Raw genomic sequence first — 18,502 nt, forward strand, 5'->3', positions numbered from 1 at the left:
TTAAGTTAATACCTTAGAAGCTGGGTGTTGCGATGGGTGTTGAGTGCTGGGTAATTACATACAGGAGGAGTTGTCTTATGGAACGGACCTTTGTGATGATTAAACCCGATGGTGTACAGCGGAACCTGGTAGGGAATATTATTGCCTGTTTTGAGAAGAAAGGGCTAAAGATTGTCGGCCTGAAAATGATGCGCATCCCGCGGGATCTGGCGGAAAAACATTACGGGGAGCATAAGGACAAACCCTTTTTTGGCCCCCTGGTCGATTACATTACCTCAGGGCCGGTGGTGGCCATGGTGCTGGAAGGGAAGGATGCGGTTTCTACCGTACGGGAAATGATGGGGGCTACCAATCCCTTGAAGGCGGCTCCCGGGACGATCCGGGCCACTTACGGCATGGACATTGGCCGCAATGTGGTCCACGGCTCCGATTCCCCGGCCAGTGCCGGGCGGGAAATCAACCTTTTCTTTTCCCCGGAAGAACTGGTGGACTACCAGCGGGATGTGGACCGCTGGATTTATGAATAGGGAGTGGCGGCAGGGACCACTCCTTTTCTTCTGGGTGCGGCAGAATTTTTTGTGTACATATAAAAAAATTTTTTTAAGCAGGAATTCTCTGATAAAGTGACGAACATAAAAAAACTAATAAACAGGGGTGAAAGGAGATGGCTGGAGAACTAAAGATAGGTTTGCGCGGTAAAGCTGTTACCCGGGTGACGGAGGAGAATACCGCCCTGGCTTACGGCAGCGGCGGGGCAAAGGTTTTTGCCACCCCCGCAATGATTGGCCTCATGGAGAATGCGGCACTGTCGTCCGTGGACCCCCTTCTGGAGCCCGGACAGATTACCGTGGGCATCCGGGTGGATGTGGAGCACCTGGCCGCCACGCCCATCGGCATGGAGGTTGTGGCCCGTTCGGAACTGGTGGAAATTGACGGCAAACGACTGGTGTTCCGGGTGGAAGCCCACGACGAACAGGAGTTGATCGGCCGCGGTACCCATGAGCGCTTTATTGTAAACCAGGAGCGTTTTCTTTCCCGGACGGCCGCAAAGCTTAAAACCACCCCTTAACTGGAGGATGGGCATTCCGGCACCTGGCCGGGATACCGTAAATTAATAAAGTCATTCCATAAGCAAGGGGGGAAAGGGAAGGATTTATTAGCCACGGCTGTGACCAGTAGATAAAGAGATTAAATTTAAGATTTTTAGGAAGAAAGGGGAGGACAAATTAATGCCTTACGATGCCACCAAGATGGCGGACTGGCAAATTGCTGAGGAAGCGGAAAAGAATATGCCCACTCCCGATGAGTGGCGGGCAAGGCTGGGCCTGGAGAAGGATGAGGTCATTCCCTACGGCAGGATCTGCAAGCTCGATTTCATGAAGATCATCGAGCGCCTTAAGGACAGGCCGAACGGCAAATATATCAATGTTACAGCCATTACTCCCACCCCCCTGGGAGAGGGTAAGACAACCACCACGATCGGCCTGGTCGAAGGTCTGGGTAAGCGGGGCAAGAATGTGGGCTGTGCCATCCGTCAGCCGTCGGGCGGTCCTACTTTTAACATTAAAGGTACGGCGGCCGGCGGCGGCAACGCTCTGGCCATTCCCATGACCGAGTTCTCCCTGGGTCTGACGGGCGACCTCAACGACATCATGAATGCCCACAACCTGGCGATGGTAGCCCTTACCGCCCGCATGCAACACGAGCGGAACTACGATGATGCCGAGCTGGCTAAGAGGAACCTGCGCCGCCTGAATATCGACCCCACCCGGGTGGAAATGGGCTGGACGATCGACTTCTGTGCCCAGGCGCTGCGCAACATCATCATCGGCATCGGCGGCCGGATGGACGGCTACATGATGCAGTCCAAGTTCCAGATTGCCGTCAGCTCCGAGCTTATGGCCATCCTGGCGGTGGCGAACGATCTAAAAGATCTACGCGAACGCATAGGCAAGATCATCGTGGCCTACGATATGAAGGGTAACCCGGTTACCACCAGTGACCTGGAAGTGGCCGGTGCCATGACCGCCTTCATGCGCAACACCATCAACCCCACCCTGATCTCGACTGTGGAGTACCAGCCGGTGTTAGTCCATGCCGGTCCGTTTGCCAACATCGCCATTGGCCAGTCGTCGATTATCGCCGACCGGATCGGGCTGAAGATGTTTGACTACCACGTTACCGAGAGCGGTTTTGCCGCCGACATCGGTTTCGAGAAATTCTGGAACGTCAAGTGCCGCATGAGCGGTCTGGTGCCCAACGTTTCTGTAATAGTGGCAACCATTCGCGCTCTGAAGATGCATGGCGGCGGGCCGAAGGTCGTGCCGGGCCGGCCGATCCCCGAAGAGTACACCAGGGAAAACCTGCCGTTGCTGGAGAAAGGCATCGAGAACCTGGTGCATCACATCGGCATTGTCAAGAAGGCCGGCATCAACCCGGTGGTCTGCATCAACTCCTTCTACACCGACACACCCGAGGAAATCAAGCTGGTACGCCGTCTGGTGGAGCAGGCCGGCGCCCGCTGCGCGGTGTCCGAGCACTGGCTCAAGGGCGGCGAAGGTGCGCTGGAACTGGCCGATGCCGTCATCGATGCCTGCAATGACCCGGTGGACTTCAAGTTCCTCTACCCGCTGGAAATGCCGCTGCGGCAGCGGGTCGAAGTTATCGCCAGGGAAGTTTACGGGGCCGACGGTGTAGTCTGGACTCCGGAAGCGGAAGCCAAAGCTAAGGCGATCGAAGAAAACCCCGCATATCGCGACTTTGCCACCATGATGGTGAAGACGCACTTGAGCTTGAGCCACGATCCAAATCTCAAAGGCGTACCCAAGGGTTGGGTTTTGCCGGTGCGTGACGTCTTAATCTTTGCCGGTGCCAAGTTCCTCTGCCCGATGACCGGCACCATCAGCCTGATGCCCGGAACCAGTTCCGACCCCGCTTTCCGGAGAATAGACGTGGATGTAAATACCGGAAAGGTCATCGGCCTCTTCTAAAAGAAGAAGAGTTACAAATGCACCCCGGGAAACCCGGGGTGCATTTATTATTGTTCATAATGAAGCCGGGAACTGCGAACTATCTGGTTATTAAATTGACATTCGTTCAGGCTACCATTATAATGATATCATATCACATGGTAAACTACCTTATCAGGCAATGGTGCCTGGCAGGATCGGAGTAAGGAATCAAAAATGTAGTTTAAGTTGGGAGTGTTGACTCAATGTCCAGACCGCCAAAGTGTCGACGGGTGGAGTTTTTGCCCCGGCTTACCTTCTTCAAACCGGCGGGGGTGCCCCTGCGGGACCTGGAGGAGGTAGGCCTGACGGTTGAGGAACTGGAAGCCATACGCTTAAAGGACCTGCTGGGTTTGGAGCAGGAGGCCTGCGCCGAGAGGATGGGGGTTTCCCGTCCCACCTATCACCGCATTTTAAGCGCCGCCCGGGCCAAGGTGGCCGAGGCGTTGGTCAACGGCAAGGCCATCCGGGTGGAGGGCGGCAACTTCCAGCTGGTAATGCGCCGTTTTCACTGCGAAAATTGCGGCCACGAGTGGGAGTTACCCTGCGGTCAGGGCCCCCGGGGGTCGGAAATGGTTTGCCCCAATTGTGGAAGCACCGATTTTTACCGTATCGACCAGGACGGCAGGCCCTTCCGCTGCCAGCGCTGGGAAAAGTGCAGCAATCAGGCCAGGTTGACTGAAAAAGGATAGCTTTTCTTTTGTTTTCCTTGTAATTAGGCGGGGTGGGTGCGGTGCAGCGGGTGGGGCGAATTATTGGGGATAGTTTTTACCGGTACTGCCTTGAGCAGAACGCGGCCCGGGAAGTGGACAGGCCTTTTTGTCGCCACGATTTTCAGCATATGCTGGATGTGGCCCGGATAAGCTATATTTTAATAGTGGAAGGCAACCTGCTTTCTGAATTTATTTGCCAAAATCGTCTGGATAACCACCAGGCGGCCAAAGAGGTAGTTTATGCTGCCGGCTTGTTGCACGACATCGCCCGCTGGCAGCAGTATAACACCGGGGAAGACCATGCCCTTGCGGGGGCCCGCCTGGCCCGGCCGGTGCTGGAGCGGGCAGGATTTCTGCCCCACGAAATTGAGGTAATTACCCGGGCTATTGCCGCCCACCGCCGGGGAGAACCCCGGGGAGGGTTGCTGGGGCGCCTCTTGTGCCGGGCCGATGACCTGGCTCGCCCCTGTGCTCTTTGTGCCGCCCGTAATGAATGCTACAAGGCTGATAGTATGGACACCCTGCGGGAGACGCTGGTTTATTGATTGAAAGTATATAAGAGATGCCCGGGAGTGATTTATTTTGCCCGTACAGGTACGAAATATCGAAATAAAAAACCGGGCCCAGGCCCTGGAGGAAATAGCTGCCGTAGGGGCGGACCAGGCCGGCTGCCGGTTAATGGCCCCCAAGGCGGTCCACCGGGTTTTAAAAATCAGCGGCCTTACCCCCGTCCAGGCCAATATTCTCAAGCAGGAAATGCTGGCTAAAGGTGGGGAGGCGGCCGTGGCCCGGGGGGTAGTCGAACATGCGGTGGATAAAACCGATGTGCTGCTCATGGGCACCTTGAAGCAGTTTGACGCCCTGCTGGCCAAGCTCAAGATGCAGCCCTTCGGCTTGCCCGCCCTGGCGGAGGAGATCCGCCGTGTCCTGCAGCACCTGGAGGGACGGCCCGCCAGAAGGTTGAACTGCCGGGGAAAGGAACTGGTGCTGGGGGAAAGGACCCTGGTCATGGGCATTCTTAACGTAACCCCCGATTCCTTTTCCGACGGCGGCAGGTTCAGCGATCCATCGCGGGCGGTGGAGCATGCCCACCGGCTGGTGGAGGACGGGGCTGATATTATCGATCTGGGCGGGGAATCCACCCGGCCAGGGTACACGCCGGTAACGGTGGATGAAGAAATGCGCCGGGTAATCCCGGTTCTGGAAAAGCTGGTGCAGGAGATCCCGGTGCCCATATCCGTTGATACCACCAAGGCCGCGGTGGCCCGGGAGGCCCTGGAAATTGGCGCCCACATCATCAACGACCAGTGGGCCCTGCGGGCCGATCCTGAAATGGCAGCGGTGGTGGCCCGCTACGATGCCCCTGTGATCCTCATGCATAACCAGAGGGGCACGGAGTACGAGGATCTGATGGGGGATATGATCCGCTTCTTCCGGGAAAGCATCGCCCTGGCCCTGGAGGCGGGCATTTGCCGGGACAAAATCATTATCGACCCGGGGATTGGTTTTGGCAAAACCGTGGAGCAAAACCTGGAGGTCATGAGCCGGCTTTCGGAGCTGGATTGCCTGGGGTTGCCGGTGCTGCTGGGGACATCCCGGAAGTCGATGATCGGCAAGACTTTGGATCTGCCCGTGGATCAACGGGTGGAGGGTACGGCGGCTACGGTGGCCGTTGGCATTGCCGCCGGGGTGGACATCGTCCGGGTGCACGATGTAAAGGAAATGGTGCGGGTGGCCCGCATGACCGACGCCATGGTGCGGCGAAAGCCCGTGCGCTGTGCCTGTGGGGAAGGGTAAGACTGGCGGCTGCTAGTGATTGCCGCCTTTAATTCTTCTTAAAGTTTGGATTATACGGGTTTGGGGTGAAAGCCAGTGGACCGGTTGATTTTAAAGGGTATGGAGTTTTACGGCTATCACGGAGTTTTACCCCAGGAACAATACCTGGGCCAGCGCTTTTATGTGGATGTGGAGCTATCCCTGGACCTGGCCCCCGCCGGCAGGGCCGACGATCCGGAACAGACGGTGAACTATGCCCGGGTTTTCCGGCTGGTGGAGGAAGTGGTTACGGGGGCTCCTTGCCGTTTGATCGAGGCGGTGGCGGAAAAGGTGGCCGGTGCCATCCTGGAACATTTTCCGGTAAACGAGGTGCTGGTCCGGGTAAAGAAACCCGGCGCCCCGGTGCCCGGCCATTTCGAATACATGGGCGTGGAGATCCGGCGCAGGAAGGACGCCGTGCATGACGGAACCCCGGGCGGGTCCGCCCGCCACCCTTCAACGGCCTATATCGGCCTGGGATCCAACATGGGGGACAAAAAGGGATACCTGCGGGCCGCCCTGGAAATGCTGCAAGAGATCCCGGGGATTACCCTCCTGCGGGTAGCTCCCTTTTACCGCACCGACCCGGTGGGTTATACGGACCAGGACTGGTTTGTCAATACCGTGGCGGAAATAAAAACCACCCTCTCGCCCCGGGAATTGCTGGCTGCCTGCCTGGAAGTGGAGAACCACCTGGGAAGGGTGCGGGGTGTGCGCTGGGGCCCCCGGGTAATTGACCTGGACCTGCTCCTTTATAACGGGCAGGTCATTGATGAACCCGATCTCGTGGTTCCCCACCCGCGCATGCACGAGCGCGCCTTTGTCCTGGTGCCCCTGGCCGACCTGGCGCCCGATCTGGTCATCCCGGGCCGGGGCGGGGTGAGGGAGCTGCTGGCCGGTGTTGGCCGGCAGGGGGTGGAACAATTAGTGGAACAATTATAAAAAAATAAGGGTCAATTGCTTACGTAACAATAGCCCGGCTTGTCTATAACAGCCGGGCTGTTTATTCCCTCACCCAGGTTAGCTGCCCCGGTGAGAATAAATCCCGCAGGGAGCTTTACCCCTTCTCCTCGGAACCGGAACCAAAGGTGCCGACCGGATCTACACAGTCCCGGAAAAAGTCCCGGAGCTTATTTCCGTTGAAATGCAGCAAGTTTTTAAATATGCTAAAAATAGAAAGTGTCTAAAACATAGAAAGGTGAAAAAATATGCGTCCCAAAATTGCCTTGATTACACCATATAGCGAACTGGGAACGCTGGCCGCCGAGGTGGCGCGAGAACTTGACGAGCCATTGATTATCAAGCAGGGCGCCCTGGAAGAGTCCATTCAAATTGCCCGGGAACTGGAGAAGGAGCATGTAGATGTAATCATTAGCCGAGGTGGAACGGCCGCAGCCATTCGGAGGAATACAGATGTTCCGGTGGTTTTGTGTGATGCAACCACCTTTGATGTTTTGCTGGCTCTACACCGGGTTAAAAAATACAGCCGCCGGGCCGCGCTGGTGGTATACAATCCGGTACCGGGTTTGGATACAATTGCCGAGATTCTGGGTATTGAGGTAAGTCAATTTTGCTCCTATGAGGATTCCCATGGCGTTGAGCGGGAAATCGAACGGGCGGTGAAAGCCGGTTTTGAGGTTATAGCCGGCAGCCTGGTGGCCGTGCGCCTGGCCAGGGAGCGGGGTCTTGTGGCCATCCCTCTTTATACCAGCAAGGAAACCGTACGGGAGGCCATCTTAAAAGCCAGGGAAATTGCCCTGGTTCGCCAAAAAGAAGCGGAACGGGTCAAGCGTACCCAGGCCATTCTGGATTTTGCTTATGAAGGTATTATTGTGACCGACGAACAGGGTATAATCCAGGTCTTCAATCCGGCTGCGGAGAAGATTACCGGTATCAGTGCAGCACAGGCCATCGGGCAAAAGGTCGATCAGTTGATACCCAATACCCGTTTAATTGCCGTGAAGGAAAGCCTTCAGCCGGAATTAGGCGAGTTACAGGAACTCGGGAAGGCTACCATTGTCACCAACCGCGTACCGATCATCGTGAAAAATAAACTGGTGGGAGTGGTGGCAACCTTCCACGAAGTCAGCAGAATTCAGAACTGGGAACGCAAGATCCGCAAGGCACTGTATAGCAGGGGACTGGTAGCCAAGCATACTTTTGATGATATCATCGGCAACAGCCGGGCCATTATCAAAGCGAAAATCCAGGCACGTAATTATGGTTCCTATGAATCTACGGTATTACTGGTGGGTGAGACGGGTACGGGCAAAGAGCTGTTTGCCCATGCCATCCACAATGTCAGCTCCCGCAAACAGGGACCCTTTGTGGCGGTGAACTGTTCCGCCCTCCCGGAAAGTTTGCTGGAGAGTGAGCTGTTTGGTTATGAAGAGGGGGCTTTTACCGGCGCCCGTAAAGGGGGTAAGCCCGGCCTCTTTGAACTGGCCCACGGCGGCACCATCTTTTTGGACGAGATTAGCAGCATTTCTCCGAACATGCAGGCCAGGCTCCTGCGGGTAATCCAGGAAAAGGAAGTAATGCGCCTGGGGTCTGACAAGCTGATTCCGGTGGATGTGCGCATTATCGCGGCCACCAATGAGGATCTGGCAGCGCTGGTGGCCCAGGGGAAGTTCAGAGAAGATCTTTACTTCCGGTTGAATATATTACGGGTTCGCATTCCCCCTTTACGGGAGCGCCGGGAGGATATACCCCTGCTGGCGCAGCATTTTCTGGACAAGCAGCGGCCCGGCTACTCCCTGGACCCGGTTCTTCTGGAGAGAATGCAGCACTACCGATGGCCCGGCAATGTCCGGGAACTGAAGTCTTTTATTTCCCGCTACGCCATCCTGGTGGATGAAATGCCGGCAGAGGCCATTTTTGATGAGTTTATTGCGGAAACCCATCGCCTGGCAAATCCCCCGGAGGATGCGGCCATGGCGGCAGGTGGCGATCAAAGTGGGGAAACGATTACGGTAAAAGTTGGTCCACTGGAAGAAATGGAAAGGGAGTTAATTCAAAAAATGCTGGTCCGGTATGCTCACAACCGCTCGGCACTGGCCAAAGCTCTGGGCATTAGCCGGAGCACCTTATGGAAAAAGCTCAAGCTCGTTCAGTAATTGAACAGTTCATTAAACGATATGTTTGAAAAGAAAACGCAGGTCTTTCCCTGTACGTTTTTTAAGAACTGGCATGACTGTTGCAAGTGTTCTAATGTTCAGAAGGGAAGGCCTTTTCTTCTGGGGCTTTGTATTAGCGCGCAATACAACCCCGTAACAATTTATTCCCGGGGTATCTGGCAACGTTATGGCCTGAGTGAATTGATGGCTCCGGGAAGAACTTTCAAAATTGCCTTAGAGGGAGGAGAAGACATGTCTGGTTTTTGGCGTTCCGCTTCCCGGTCGCAATGGTTTACCCTTACCGGTTCCTGGGCCAGCTGGCTTTTTGATGCCATGGATGCCGGGCTGTATGCCTTTGTCATCGCCTTTCTGGTCAAGGACTTTGGTAACACTTTGCCCGAAGTGGTAGGTGTTGTTTCAATCTTCCTCATTGCTACCGCTGTTGGTGGAGTTTTGCTTGGGAATCTGTGCGACCGCATTGGCAGAAAAAAGACTATTCTGTTTTCAGTATTTTGCTATGGTTTATTCACTTTGCTGGCCGGTACGGCCCAGAACCTTACCCAAATGGCTGTCTACCGTTTCCTGGTGGGGATTGCCGTGGGTGGCCTGTGGCCTGCGGCGGCAGCGTTGATTTCCGAACTGTGGGCTCCTGAGCACCGGGCCAAGGCCATTGCCTTCATGCAGACCGGTTGGGCCGGAGGGAACTTGCTGGCGGCTTTGTTTGCCATGCTTTTCCTGCCCGTTTTCGGCTGGCGCGGCCTGTTCTATGTGGCTTCTATTCCAGCCTGGATTACCTTTATTTATGTACTCTTTGCTGTTCAGGAATCTCCGATCTGGTTAAAGAATCGCCATCAAACGATGAAACGGAACAATGTGGAGTTCTTTGAGCTCTTCAAACCCCAATTTCTCAAGACCACACTTATTGGCCTGCTGGTTTCCATTCTGGGCATGTTCGGCTACTGGATTTTGTTTACTTTTCTGCCCACCTATCTGGACAAGACCTTGAAGCTTGGCATTGCTAAATCCGCCAGTTTTCTGGTCTGGACAGGTCTCGGGGCCATAGTGGGGTATATATTCTTTGGGGTCCTATCGGACAGGTATGGTCGTCGTCCCATTTTCTCGCTCTTCTTTGCCGGCATGGCTGCTATGGTGCCCATTTTTACCTGGACGGTGACCAGCCACGGGATCACCTATCTTGTTCCGGCATCGTTATTCCTGGGCTTCTTTACCGGGTATTTCAGCGGGTACGGTGCGTGGTATTCGGAACTTTACCCTACAAGATTGCGCGCTACGGCTTCGGGATTCCTTTTTAACGCAGGGCGGGCGGCCATTTTCATTGGCCCGGTGGTGGTGGCCAAGCTAATTCCGGTGGTCGGCTTTACGATGGCCATCAGCACGGCGGCCGTTGGATACTTCCTGGCTGCTTTCCTGGTCTTCATCCTTCAGGAAACAAAGGGACGGGACCTTACGGCTATTCCAGAATCCAACGACCAGCCTGCTGATGCCTTGCTGGCCGGTACTCTGATCAAGGAGAACTAGCTTCCGCTCACTCAGGTTTGCCCTGCAAGCCAAACCAGTGCTCATGCTCAAACTCCGGCGGGGCGGGATTCCCGGCCCATTCGGTGTCCAACCTCCGGTGCTTATCCGTGCGGTCGATCCCGCGCCCGCTTGCTCCTTCGCTAAGAGCCAGGGCAGGCTTAACCCGAGATCTTCAGTTTTTTACCTTACCAACTGGTTTAGGAAAGGATGAGGCAGTCATGGGGATGACCATGGCCGAAAAAATCCTGGCCCGCAAAGCAGGCAAAACACGGGTGTCGCCCGGTGAAATAGTCATGGCCCGGGTGGACTGTGCCATGATGGATGACATCCTGGGCCCCCGGGTGCAGATTGCCGATGAACTCAAACGGCTTGGCGCAACCATCTGGGATCGCCAGAAAGTAGTGGTCATTTCAGACCATTATGCACCCGCTGCCAATGTTAAGCAAGCAGAAATACTGGCCTTCACTCGCCGGTGGGTGCAGGAGGTGGGAATCGAAAATTATTACGAGGGACAGGGGCCGTGTCACCAGATTCTGGCAGAAAAGGGCTTTAGCCTTCCCGGCACCCTGCTGGTGGGTACCGACTCCCATACCTGTACAGCCGGAGCCTTTGGCTGTTTCGGAACCGGTATTGGCTCCACAGAAATGCTGGGAGTCATGGTTACCGGCCAGATCTGGCTGCGGGTTCCGGAAACCATCAGAATTAACTGGGAGGGAACCCTGGCCCGGGGAGTAATGGCCAAGGATGTGGTTTTAAAGACCATTGGCGACATTGGCCATGCCGGTGCCACCTACAAAGTAATGGAGTTTGCCGGCAGCGCCATTCGCCAGATGCCCCTGGATGAACGGATGTGCCTGACCAACATGGCTGTGGAGGCCGGGGCCAAAACCGGGTTGATTGAACCGGATGAGCAGGTTTTTGATTTCCTCAGCACCATTGGTCGCACCGGTTATGAGCCCGTATACAGTGATCCGGATGCTGCATATAGCCAGGTATTGAGTTATAATGCCGGGGGGCTCGATCCCCAGGTGGCATGTCCCCACGAAGTGGACAACATCCGGAGTGTGGATCAGGTAGCCGGTATAAAAATCGATCAGGCTTATCTTGGTTCCTGTACCGGCGGGCGATTCCATGACCTGGCCGTGGCAGCTCAGATACTTAAAAATCGCCGGGTTGCTCCCCATACCAGGTTGCTGGTTTCGCCGGCTTCCCGGGATATCTGGCTTAAAGCTTCTCGAGCCGGGATCCTGGATGTCCTGGCGGAAGCGGGGGCTATGATTCTTGCTCCCAGTTGTGGTGCCTGTTTGGGGTTGCATTCCGGCATCCTGGCCGCCGGTGAACGGTGCATTTCCGCCACCAACCGCAACTTTATCGGCCGGATGGGCAGCAAGGAGTCTGAGGTTTACCTGGCTTCCCCGGCCACGGTGGCGGCATCTGCCGTGGAAGGGCGTATCGCCGACCCGCGCCATTACTTGTAGAGGGGGCTGATTCCGGTGACTGGTTATGTGATCCGTGGACGCGTGCATAAATACGGCGACAACATCAATACCGACATCATCTCGCCGGCGCAATACATGGAACTTTCCTATGCCGATATGGCCGCCCACGCTATGGAAGGGATTGATCCCGACTTCAGCCGGAAGGTGCGCCCGGGAGATATCGTGGTCGCAGGCAAAAATTTCGGCTCCGGTTCCAGCCGGGAGACGGCACCTATTGCTTTAAAATATGCCGGTGTGGGGGCGGTGGTGGCCAAGTTTTTTGCCCGTATTTTTTATCGCAACGCCCTGAATATCGGCCTCCCGGTACTTGAGCTGCCGGAGGTGGGGGAAATAAACGACGGTGATGAGCTGGAAATCGATCTGGCAAGAGGAACCATCCGCAATTTAACCCGGAATAAAGACTACCGGTTTACAGCCCTGCCGGACCATATCCTTGAACTGCTTCAGGCCGGCGGCCTGGTTCCCCTTTTAGAGCAGAAAATGCAAACTAAATACTAAACAAAACAAACCAGGGGAGGAGAATCAGCCATGAAACAAACCACCAAACTGCGTCAACTTTTAAAACGGTCCCAGGTGGGCGGTCCCATCCTGTTGCTGCCCGGTGCCCACGACGTTCTTACGGCCAGGATTATTGAAAAAACCGGGTTTGAAGCTGTCTATATGACCGGCTACGGTACAGCCGCCAGCATGCTGGGCAAACCCGACGTGGGCCTTCTGTCCATGAGCGAAATGGTAATGCGGGTCGGTCACATGGCCAGTGCAGTCAACATCCCGGTCATTGCCGACGGGGATACCGGTTATGGCAACGCCGTTAACGTGATGCGCACCGTACGGGAATACGAGAAGGCCGGTGCGGCGGCCATCCAGTTGGAAGACCAGGTTATGCCCAAGAAGTGCGGTCACATGCTGGGCAGGGACGTCATACCCGTGGAGGAAATGGTAGGTAAAATTAAAGCGGCCGTGGATGCCCGTACCGACAGCGATTTTGTGATTATCGCCAGGACCGACGCCCGGACCAGGTACGGCATTGAAGAGGCCATTGCCAGGGGCAAGGCTTACGAGGAAGCCGGGGCGGATGTGCTGTTCATAGAGTCTCCGGAGTCCATTGAAGAAATGAGGCTGATCACTTCCAGCTTCCGGGTTCCCGTGCTGGCCAATATGCTGGAAAAAGGACGCACTCCCCTGCTTTCCGCCCGGGAACTGCAAAAGCTGGGTTACCATATAGCCCTTTACCCCGTTTCTTCCACTTACGTTATAGCCAAAGCAGTCAGCGAATTGATGCAGGTGCTTAAAGAGGAAGGTACTACCCGCAGTATGCTTGACCGCATGATTACCTTTGAGGAGTTCAATACCTTTATTGGTCTCCCGGAAATCAGGGAACTGGAAAGAAAATACGCCACGGGAAGGTAAGGAACAATGTCTAGATATAACATAGCCGTTATTCCGGGAGATGGAGTAGGTATTGAAGTAATTGAGGAGGGCTTGGCCACGCTTGAGGCAGTGGCCAAGGCCCACGGCGGTTTGTCCTTTGAGTTTACCCGCTTTCCCTGGGGGTGCCGCTACTACCTGGAGAAAGGAAAGATGATGGACGAAGATGGGTTAAAAATCCTGCGGGATTTTGATGCCATATACCTGGGAGCAGTGGGATTTCCGGGAGTGCCCGACCATATATCCCTGTGGGGGCTTTTGCTCCCCATTCGCCAGGAGTTTGAGCAGTATGTCAATCTCCGGCCAATCAAGCTATTCCCGGGTGTGACCGGACCCTTGCGATCTGGCAACATTGACATGATTTGCGTCCGGGAAAACACCGAGGGGGAATACGCAGGGGTGGGAGGGCGGATGTTTAACGGCACGCCCCAGGAACTGGCCCTGCAGACGGCGGTCTTCACCAGGCGGGGAATGGAGCGGGTGATGCGCTTTGCCTTTGACTATGCCCGCAAAAACGGCCGCCAAAAGGTAACTTCCATTACCAAGTCCAATGCTTGCAATTACAGCATGGTGTTCTGGGACGAGGTCTTTGCCGCCGTATCCCGGGATTACCCGGATATCCGGGCGGATCAACTGCTGGTAGATGCAGCAGCGGCCCTTTTTGTAACCAGGCCGGAAAGATTTGACGTGGTGGTGGCTTCCAATCTTTTCGGGGATATTCTCACCGACCTGGGGGCAGCTCTCCAGGGGGGCATCGGCTTAGCCCCGTCGGCCAACCTTAACCCCGAGCGAAAATACCCGTCCATGTTTGAACCCGTCCACGGCTCCGCCCCCGATATTGCCGGTAAAGGTGTTGCCAACCCTGTGGGAGCTATCTGGAGCGCCCAGATGATGCTGGAACACCTGGGAGAGGTGGAGGCGGCCGGTGTCCTGATGAAAGCCATTGCAGATGTCCTGGCCGGGGGCGAGGTGCGCACGCCCGACATGGGAGGTAAATCCACTACCACCCAGGTAGGAGAGGCGATCCGGCAAAAGATTCTTATAGCCAGTTAATTAAAGGGGCTTTCAACTGCCCCTTTAATTTTATAATTTTATTTTAAAGGTAAGTTACTGGCATCTTAGTAATGGGGGTGTGAAAATTCTTGAAAATGTTCTTTCTTATGCTGGCCCTGCTGGCCGGTATTTTCAGCGGCATGCAGGGTCCCATTAACGGCGGCCTGGGGAGCAAAATTGGTGCCCTGGAAGCTGCGCTTTTCAATTTTCTTACGGGTACCTTCCTTCTTGCCGTCATTGTGATATCGGGGGGAAAAGGCAATCTTTTACTGGTCAGGGAGGCTCCCTGGTGGCAGTTAACGGGTGGACTGCTGGGGGCGGGTTACGTTTTTCTCATGCTTTTTACCATTCCCAGGTTGGGGGCCGCAATGGCCCTGCTGGCTCTGATTACCGGACAAATGGCCATGGGAATGATTGCGGATAGCTTGGGTTTGTTTGGCTTGGAGCAAATACCGGTGAACTTCTACCGCTTAGCCGGTTTAATTCTGCTCATTTGTTCGTTGCTTTTAATCTATAAAGGAACAGGAAAGTCGTAATGGAAGTCGTGTAAATCGGCAGCCAAAAGTGCGAAAGGTGGTCACGAAATAAACCCTTCTGACTTCGCCAAAGGCAGGAGGGGTAACTGGGAGATAGACCCGATACCCCCAAACTGCCATTTTCCGACTTTATGCTTTTGTGCCTTTGTTATCGACGTAACTGACCATTATTTTAGTTTTCCCTCACCCGGGCTGGTTGCCCCGGTGACAACAAATCCCGCAGGGAATTGCGTAAAAAATATTGCATGTCGAGATACATATCCCAGGTCTTTTCCACCCATTCATACAGCACCTCGTCGTCGTGGCTGAAAAGCACCTTGCCGCCGGTAACCGAATGGCACAAGGTTACGGGAGCATAATTTAACACCTTTATATCCACCGGGTAATGTATTTCCTGCTCCAGTTCCGCACCCAGGGAAAGTTCGTATTCAAGAGCCTTCTCCCGGGGGATGGTTTCCTTTTGCAAATACACTCCTATGTCAATATCCCGGAAGGTAGCTTCTTCCAGAAAAGAACCAAAGGCGTAGGCGAAGATAATTTCTTTTCTTTTAGCCAGCAGGCGGGCGGCCAGCCGGTAAATCGACAGCCGTTCCTTTTCCGGCAGGGAAAATCGCCTGTGCATAAAACCATTCCTTTCGGATGGTCACAGATCGCATTTTACCATGGCTGCAATTTCAGCCAGGTATAGTTCCAGATCATCCAGGTTGTTGCAAATGATATGGTAGACCTTGCTATCATCAATGTCGCCGTAACGGTGGATTAACAGGTTGCGGAACTTTGCCATCTGGATCAGGCGTTCAGCCAGCGGAGGACTTAAAAAAAGCTCCTCGGACCCTTATGGAAAGTATATCCTCTTTTCCCTGGGAAATCAACGGGCCGCCGGTGCTAATATCCTCCCGGGGATTGCCTTCACGGCTGCCGGGAAGTCAATCCTCTCCGGATCAATGCGCTATTGTAAACCTAGATATAATCAGAGAAATCCAACCTAATTGCTAAGAAATTAATTTTTCTGATAATTTTTCTGACACGCGGCAAAACTCTTATTTTTGCTCAAACAAGGCCAAGGAGTTGAGAAAAAATGCTGGCAAGCCTGGTAGTTGAAGAGGTTCGCGCCAGAATTGACAAAGTGGTCCACCTTGATCTGGGCAAGTTTTATACCCGCATTCAAAGGGACGGTACATACATAATCGATTACCGGGTGCGGCTCCAAGCTATGGGGCAGGAAGTGCTACCCACCTGGCGGGCGATGGGCGCCGGTGAGTCCAACGTGGACAAGTCCAAAAGACGGCTGGGTGGGCGAAGCTTTTCGGATGAGGGGCTTTGGGGCCTTGGCCATTGCCTGGTGGCCCTTTTAGAGGAGCGACTGCTTTCCTCCGGGGCGTGGCCAAAAGAAGTGGCACCGGAAAAGAGGAGCTCCCGACGGGGGCCGGACGGTTGGTCAAAAGAATAGCGCGGACAGCAACGAGCGGTATCAAGCGCGGGCATTTCCCGGCGCTGGACCGGGGTACGGATGATTTTGCCGTCCTCTTTCGTAAATACCGTATTCCGTCGCTCGTTATTTAACGCCAGCAGGCAGGGGGTTTTCTCTCGTAAGCCCAAATCCAATATGAACAGAGGGTAAAGGGTAGATCGTTTTGTTCGAAGCAGTACAATTCTCTGGGAAGGAAAAACACCCGGAACCTCTTGAATCATTCCAGTCATAGTGTTTTCTTGACGATTGGGTGGACGACAAATTAAAATAATGATATCAGTTATAACAGGTGGTAGGTTTGATGATGCACGCAAAACTAACCCGCATTTACGAAACAATCTCATCTTTCCACGGTGCGGTAGTGGCTTTCTCGGGAGGCGTAGACAGCACGCTGGTATTGAAAATCTCCAAGGACGTTCTGGGAGCGCATGCGGTGGCCGTTACCGTAAACTCCTCCCTTGCCGTGCCCGGCGAGCTGGAGCGGGCAGGAGAAATTGCCGCCCTTTTGGGCGCGCGACACGTCGTAATCACCGGGAAAGCATTAGAAGATCCCGAATTCCGGCTGAACCCACCCGAGCGCTGTTATCTCTGCAAGCGCCATGTCTATGCCGCCATGGGCGAACTGGCCCGGGAAACGGGGGCAGAGGTGGTTTTAGACGGGGCTAACGCGGACGATACGGGCGACTTTCGCCCGGGTCTGCGGGCCGCCCGGGAGATGGGCGTGCGCAGCCCCTTACTGGAGGCTGGTCTCACCAAAGAGGAAGTTCGCCGCCTGGCCCGGGAACTGGAGCTGCCCAACTGGAACCAGCCCGCCCAGCCCTGCCTGGCTACCCGGATACCTTATGGGGAGTTAATTACTGAAGAAAAATTGCAGCAAATCGCCCGCGCCGAGCAATTCCTTTCCGGACTAGGTTTTTCTTCGGTGCGCGTCCGCCACCACGGGCCGGTGGCCCGGCTGGAGCTGCTGCCGGAAGAAATCTGCCGGATCAGCGATGTCCAGCTGAGGGAAGAAATAAACCGTGAGTTAAAACGCCTTGGGTTTCGCTACGTCAGCGTGGACCTGGCGGGCCTTCGCAGCGGCAGTTTAAACGACCTCCTGGCGCCTCCGGTCACAAAAGAGGTTTGGAAAAAATACCTCATAGATGGGTAATACCAGTGCTTTAACAACTACTTGCAATAGATTGGCTTTGCAGGCCAATCTTTTTTGTTTTCTTTGTTTGGCCATAAATTACCGCCGCCTTAGATCCGCCTCCTTCAGGGGGCGGATGCAGTGACAGCTTTACTCGAACACTATTTCCTTAAGATTGTACTATAAGATCTTAAAAAAATTCAAAGGAGACACCTGCAAGTAAAATAATTAAGAATTAATAAATTTAAAAGCAATTAAATCAAGTCAGAAGGAGGTTTGTTATGGCTAAATTAACCCAGGAAATGAAAGATGTGTTAAAAGTGGTCGGAAAAGGCGGGGCAGTAGTTCACTTAACTACCTGCAGCAAAGATGGTAAGCCGAATATTGTGGCAGAAAGATTTATCACTCATTACAAGGACGAGTATATTTTGATTGCGGAAATGTTTGCCCAGAAAACCAAGGTAAATCTAAATGAAAACGAAGTAGGGTGCATTTCTATTGCGCATCCGGTAAAAGGACATACCTGGGTTTTCCGGGGACCCTGCACGGTGATCAGCCACGCTGCTCTCGCAGACTACAAATGGTACGACATAAAAGCCGGCGAAGTTCTGGCCGAGTGGGGAGAATGGGCGACCAAGGAGCCGCCCAGTGAAGTGCCGCCGGATATAGCTCCTCCAAAACTGGCCCAGCGAGGGGTTATTGCTTTAAAGGTAGAGGAAGTTTACAGCTATAACCCGGACGAAGCAGGCAAGAAAATCCTTTAAAATTTATGGGAGGTGGTTTCTGAAGAGGGATTTATGGGAGGTGTTTTCTGAAGATGGATTTAGGGGAGGTGTTTTCTGAAGATGGCTATAGATTTGACTCCAAGAATGAAAAACTGGCTTGAAGCAATGGGCGTTCACGTGGCTACCGCTACGAAAGATGGCTTCCCGACTGTTACGGTAGCGTATGCATGCCAGGTAGAAGGCAGTACCATTCGGGTTCCGCTTACTCCTCTTCAGATTGAGCAAATTTCTAAAAACCTGGCTGAAAATCCGCAAGTAGCCGTTGCACCCGGACAGCTTGGCGCTGTTCGCGCCCCCTACCAATTTAAGGGCTTGGTGTAGATTTTCAAATTGATTCGGGAAAAATCTTCAAATTAAATTGGGGCAACCAGCTGGTGGAACAAAGGAAATTCTCATTTTAAACCGGTAAC

General features: G+C 54.2%; 19 protein-coding genes and 1 pseudogene. 18 read left to right on the plus strand and 2 right to left on the minus strand.

The window, feature by feature from the left end; genetic code table 11:
- Positions 1-77 precede the first annotated feature (77 nt).
- The 14 genes from ndk to J2Z49_RS02385 all read left to right on the plus strand — a co-directional run bounded on the left by ndk (position 78) and on the right by J2Z49_RS02385 (position 14,707).
- The gene (ndk, locus tag J2Z49_RS02320; protein WP_121452240.1) at positions 78-527 is read left to right on the plus strand and encodes a nucleoside-diphosphate kinase; all 450 of its coding nucleotides are present in this window, start codon (positions 78-80) and stop codon (positions 525-527) included.
- A 137-nt stretch (positions 528-664) separates the two neighbouring features.
- Positions 665-1,069: a thioesterase family protein gene (locus J2Z49_RS02325; RefSeq protein ID WP_307399485.1), complete on the plus strand. Its 405-nt coding sequence runs from the start codon at positions 665-667 to the stop codon at positions 1,067-1,069.
- Positions 1,070-1,229: 160 nt separating this feature from the next.
- Positions 1,230-2,990, plus strand: coding sequence for a formate--tetrahydrofolate ligase (locus J2Z49_RS02330; RefSeq protein ID WP_307399487.1), 1,761 nt, complete (start codon positions 1,230-1,232; stop codon positions 2,988-2,990).
- Between the two features lie 224 nt (positions 2,991-3,214).
- Positions 3,215-3,700: a DUF134 domain-containing protein gene (locus J2Z49_RS02335; protein WP_307399489.1), complete on the plus strand. Its 486-nt coding sequence runs from the start codon at positions 3,215-3,217 to the stop codon at positions 3,698-3,700.
- A 50-nt stretch (positions 3,701-3,750) separates the two neighbouring features.
- Entirely contained in the window at positions 3,751-4,266 is a 516-nt protein-coding gene (locus J2Z49_RS02340) for an HD domain-containing protein (RefSeq protein ID WP_307399491.1), read from the plus strand.
- Positions 4,267-4,303: 37 nt separating this feature from the next.
- A complete protein-coding gene (gene folP / locus J2Z49_RS02345) occupies positions 4,304-5,518 on the plus strand; it encodes a dihydropteroate synthase (protein ID WP_307399493.1) in 1,215 nt (404 codons plus the stop codon).
- A gap of 75 nt (positions 5,519-5,593) precedes the next feature.
- The gene (gene folK / locus J2Z49_RS02350; RefSeq protein ID WP_307399495.1) at positions 5,594-6,478 is read left to right on the plus strand and encodes a 2-amino-4-hydroxy-6-hydroxymethyldihydropteridine diphosphokinase; all 885 of its coding nucleotides are present in this window, start codon (positions 5,594-5,596) and stop codon (positions 6,476-6,478) included.
- 266 nt (positions 6,479-6,744) lie between these two features.
- Positions 6,745-8,652: a sigma-54-dependent Fis family transcriptional regulator gene (locus J2Z49_RS02355; RefSeq protein ID WP_307399497.1), complete on the plus strand. Its 1,908-nt coding sequence runs from the start codon at positions 6,745-6,747 to the stop codon at positions 8,650-8,652.
- Positions 8,653-8,904: 252 nt separating this feature from the next.
- A complete protein-coding gene (locus J2Z49_RS02360; protein WP_307399499.1) occupies positions 8,905-10,191 on the plus strand; it encodes an MFS transporter in 1,287 nt (428 codons plus the stop codon).
- Between the two features lie 218 nt (positions 10,192-10,409).
- On the plus strand, positions 10,410-11,669 hold the full coding sequence (locus J2Z49_RS02365; RefSeq protein ID WP_307399501.1) for a 3-isopropylmalate dehydratase large subunit: 1,260 nt from the start codon (positions 10,410-10,412) through the stop codon (positions 11,667-11,669).
- Between the two features lie 15 nt (positions 11,670-11,684).
- The gene (locus tag J2Z49_RS02370) at positions 11,685-12,188 is read left to right on the plus strand and encodes a 3-isopropylmalate dehydratase small subunit (RefSeq protein ID WP_307399504.1); all 504 of its coding nucleotides are present in this window, start codon (positions 11,685-11,687) and stop codon (positions 12,186-12,188) included.
- Positions 12,189-12,218: 30 nt separating this feature from the next.
- Complete coding sequence (locus J2Z49_RS02375) at positions 12,219-13,100, plus strand: isocitrate lyase/PEP mutase family protein (protein ID WP_307399506.1); 882 nt, start codon at positions 12,219-12,221, stop codon at positions 13,098-13,100.
- 6 nt (positions 13,101-13,106) lie between these two features.
- Positions 13,107-14,171 (plus strand): tartrate dehydrogenase, encoded by a 1,065-nt coding sequence (locus J2Z49_RS02380; protein ID WP_307399508.1) that lies wholly within the window; start codon positions 13,107-13,109, stop codon positions 14,169-14,171.
- 95 nt (positions 14,172-14,266) lie between these two features.
- Complete coding sequence (locus J2Z49_RS02385) at positions 14,267-14,707, plus strand: DMT family transporter (RefSeq protein ID WP_307399510.1); 441 nt, start codon at positions 14,267-14,269, stop codon at positions 14,705-14,707.
- A gap of 172 nt (positions 14,708-14,879) precedes the next feature.
- On the opposite strand, the gene J2Z49_RS02390 is transcribed toward J2Z49_RS02385, so the two are convergent.
- On the minus strand, positions 14,880-15,329 hold the full coding sequence (locus J2Z49_RS02390; RefSeq protein ID WP_307399512.1) for a nucleotidyltransferase domain-containing protein: 450 nt from the start codon (positions 15,327-15,329) through the stop codon (positions 14,880-14,882).
- A 21-nt stretch (positions 15,330-15,350) separates the two neighbouring features.
- Positions 15,351-15,521, minus strand: a pseudogene (locus J2Z49_RS02395) (DUF86 domain-containing protein); the annotation flags it as partial.
- Between the two features lie 264 nt (positions 15,522-15,785).
- On the opposite strand from J2Z49_RS02395, the gene J2Z49_RS02400 reads away from it, so the two are divergent.
- The 4 genes from J2Z49_RS02400 (at position 15,786) to J2Z49_RS02415 (ending at position 18,413) form a co-directional block, all read left to right on the plus strand.
- Positions 15,786-16,157, plus strand: a complete 372-nt coding sequence (locus tag J2Z49_RS02400; protein ID WP_307399513.1) for a hypothetical protein — start codon at positions 15,786-15,788, stop codon at positions 16,155-16,157.
- Positions 16,158-16,479: 322 nt separating this feature from the next.
- Entirely contained in the window at positions 16,480-17,328 is an 849-nt protein-coding gene (gene larE / locus J2Z49_RS02405) for an ATP-dependent sacrificial sulfur transferase LarE (RefSeq protein WP_307399515.1), read from the plus strand.
- 260 nt (positions 17,329-17,588) lie between these two features.
- A complete protein-coding gene (locus J2Z49_RS02410; RefSeq protein ID WP_307399516.1) occupies positions 17,589-18,071 on the plus strand; it encodes a pyridoxamine 5'-phosphate oxidase family protein in 483 nt (160 codons plus the stop codon).
- A gap of 81 nt (positions 18,072-18,152) precedes the next feature.
- Positions 18,153-18,413: a pyridoxamine 5'-phosphate oxidase family protein gene (locus tag J2Z49_RS02415; RefSeq protein WP_307399518.1), complete on the plus strand. Its 261-nt coding sequence runs from the start codon at positions 18,153-18,155 to the stop codon at positions 18,411-18,413.
- The last annotated feature ends 89 nt before the right edge of the window (positions 18,414-18,502 follow it).

The sequence above is a fragment of the Desulfofundulus luciae genome (genome assembly GCF_030813795.1).
GTDB classification, from domain to species: Bacteria; Bacillota; Desulfotomaculia; order Desulfotomaculales; family Desulfovirgulaceae; genus Desulfofundulus; species Desulfofundulus luciae.

Bases quoted from the DNA above. Each gene is read 5' to 3' on its own strand.
- J2Z49_RS02325 (WP_307399485.1), top strand. From the start codon at position 665: ATGGCTGGAGAACTAAAGATAGGTTTGCGCGGTAAAGCTGTTACCCGG.
- J2Z49_RS02365 (WP_307399501.1), top strand. From the start codon at position 10,410: ATGGGGATGACCATGGCCGAAAAAATCCTGGCCCGCAAAGCAGGCAAA.
- J2Z49_RS02390 (WP_307399512.1), bottom strand. From the start codon at position 15,329: ATGCACAGGCGATTTTCCCTGCCGGAAAAGGAACGGCTGTCGATTTAC.
- J2Z49_RS02335 (WP_307399489.1), top strand. From the start codon at position 3,215: ATGTCCAGACCGCCAAAGTGTCGACGGGTGGAGTTTTTGCCCCGGCTT.
- J2Z49_RS02375 (WP_307399506.1), top strand. From the start codon at position 12,219: ATGAAACAAACCACCAAACTGCGTCAACTTTTAAAACGGTCCCAGGTG.
- J2Z49_RS02415 (WP_307399518.1), top strand. From the start codon at position 18,153: ATGGCTATAGATTTGACTCCAAGAATGAAAAACTGGCTTGAAGCAATG.
- J2Z49_RS02355 (WP_307399497.1), top strand. From the start codon at position 6,745: ATGCGTCCCAAAATTGCCTTGATTACACCATATAGCGAACTGGGAACG.
- J2Z49_RS02385 (WP_307399510.1), top strand. From the start codon at position 14,267: ATGTTCTTTCTTATGCTGGCCCTGCTGGCCGGTATTTTCAGCGGCATG.
- J2Z49_RS02400 (WP_307399513.1), top strand. From the start codon at position 15,786: ATGCTGGCAAGCCTGGTAGTTGAAGAGGTTCGCGCCAGAATTGACAAA.
- larE (WP_307399515.1), top strand. From the start codon at position 16,480: ATGATGCACGCAAAACTAACCCGCATTTACGAAACAATCTCATCTTTC.
- ndk (WP_121452240.1), top strand. From the start codon at position 78: ATGGAACGGACCTTTGTGATGATTAAACCCGATGGTGTACAGCGGAAC.
- J2Z49_RS02380 (WP_307399508.1), top strand. From the start codon at position 13,107: ATGTCTAGATATAACATAGCCGTTATTCCGGGAGATGGAGTAGGTATT.
- J2Z49_RS02330 (WP_307399487.1), top strand. From the start codon at position 1,230: ATGCCTTACGATGCCACCAAGATGGCGGACTGGCAAATTGCTGAGGAA.
- J2Z49_RS02360 (WP_307399499.1), top strand. From the start codon at position 8,905: ATGTCTGGTTTTTGGCGTTCCGCTTCCCGGTCGCAATGGTTTACCCTT.
- J2Z49_RS02410 (WP_307399516.1), top strand. From the start codon at position 17,589: ATGGCTAAATTAACCCAGGAAATGAAAGATGTGTTAAAAGTGGTCGGA.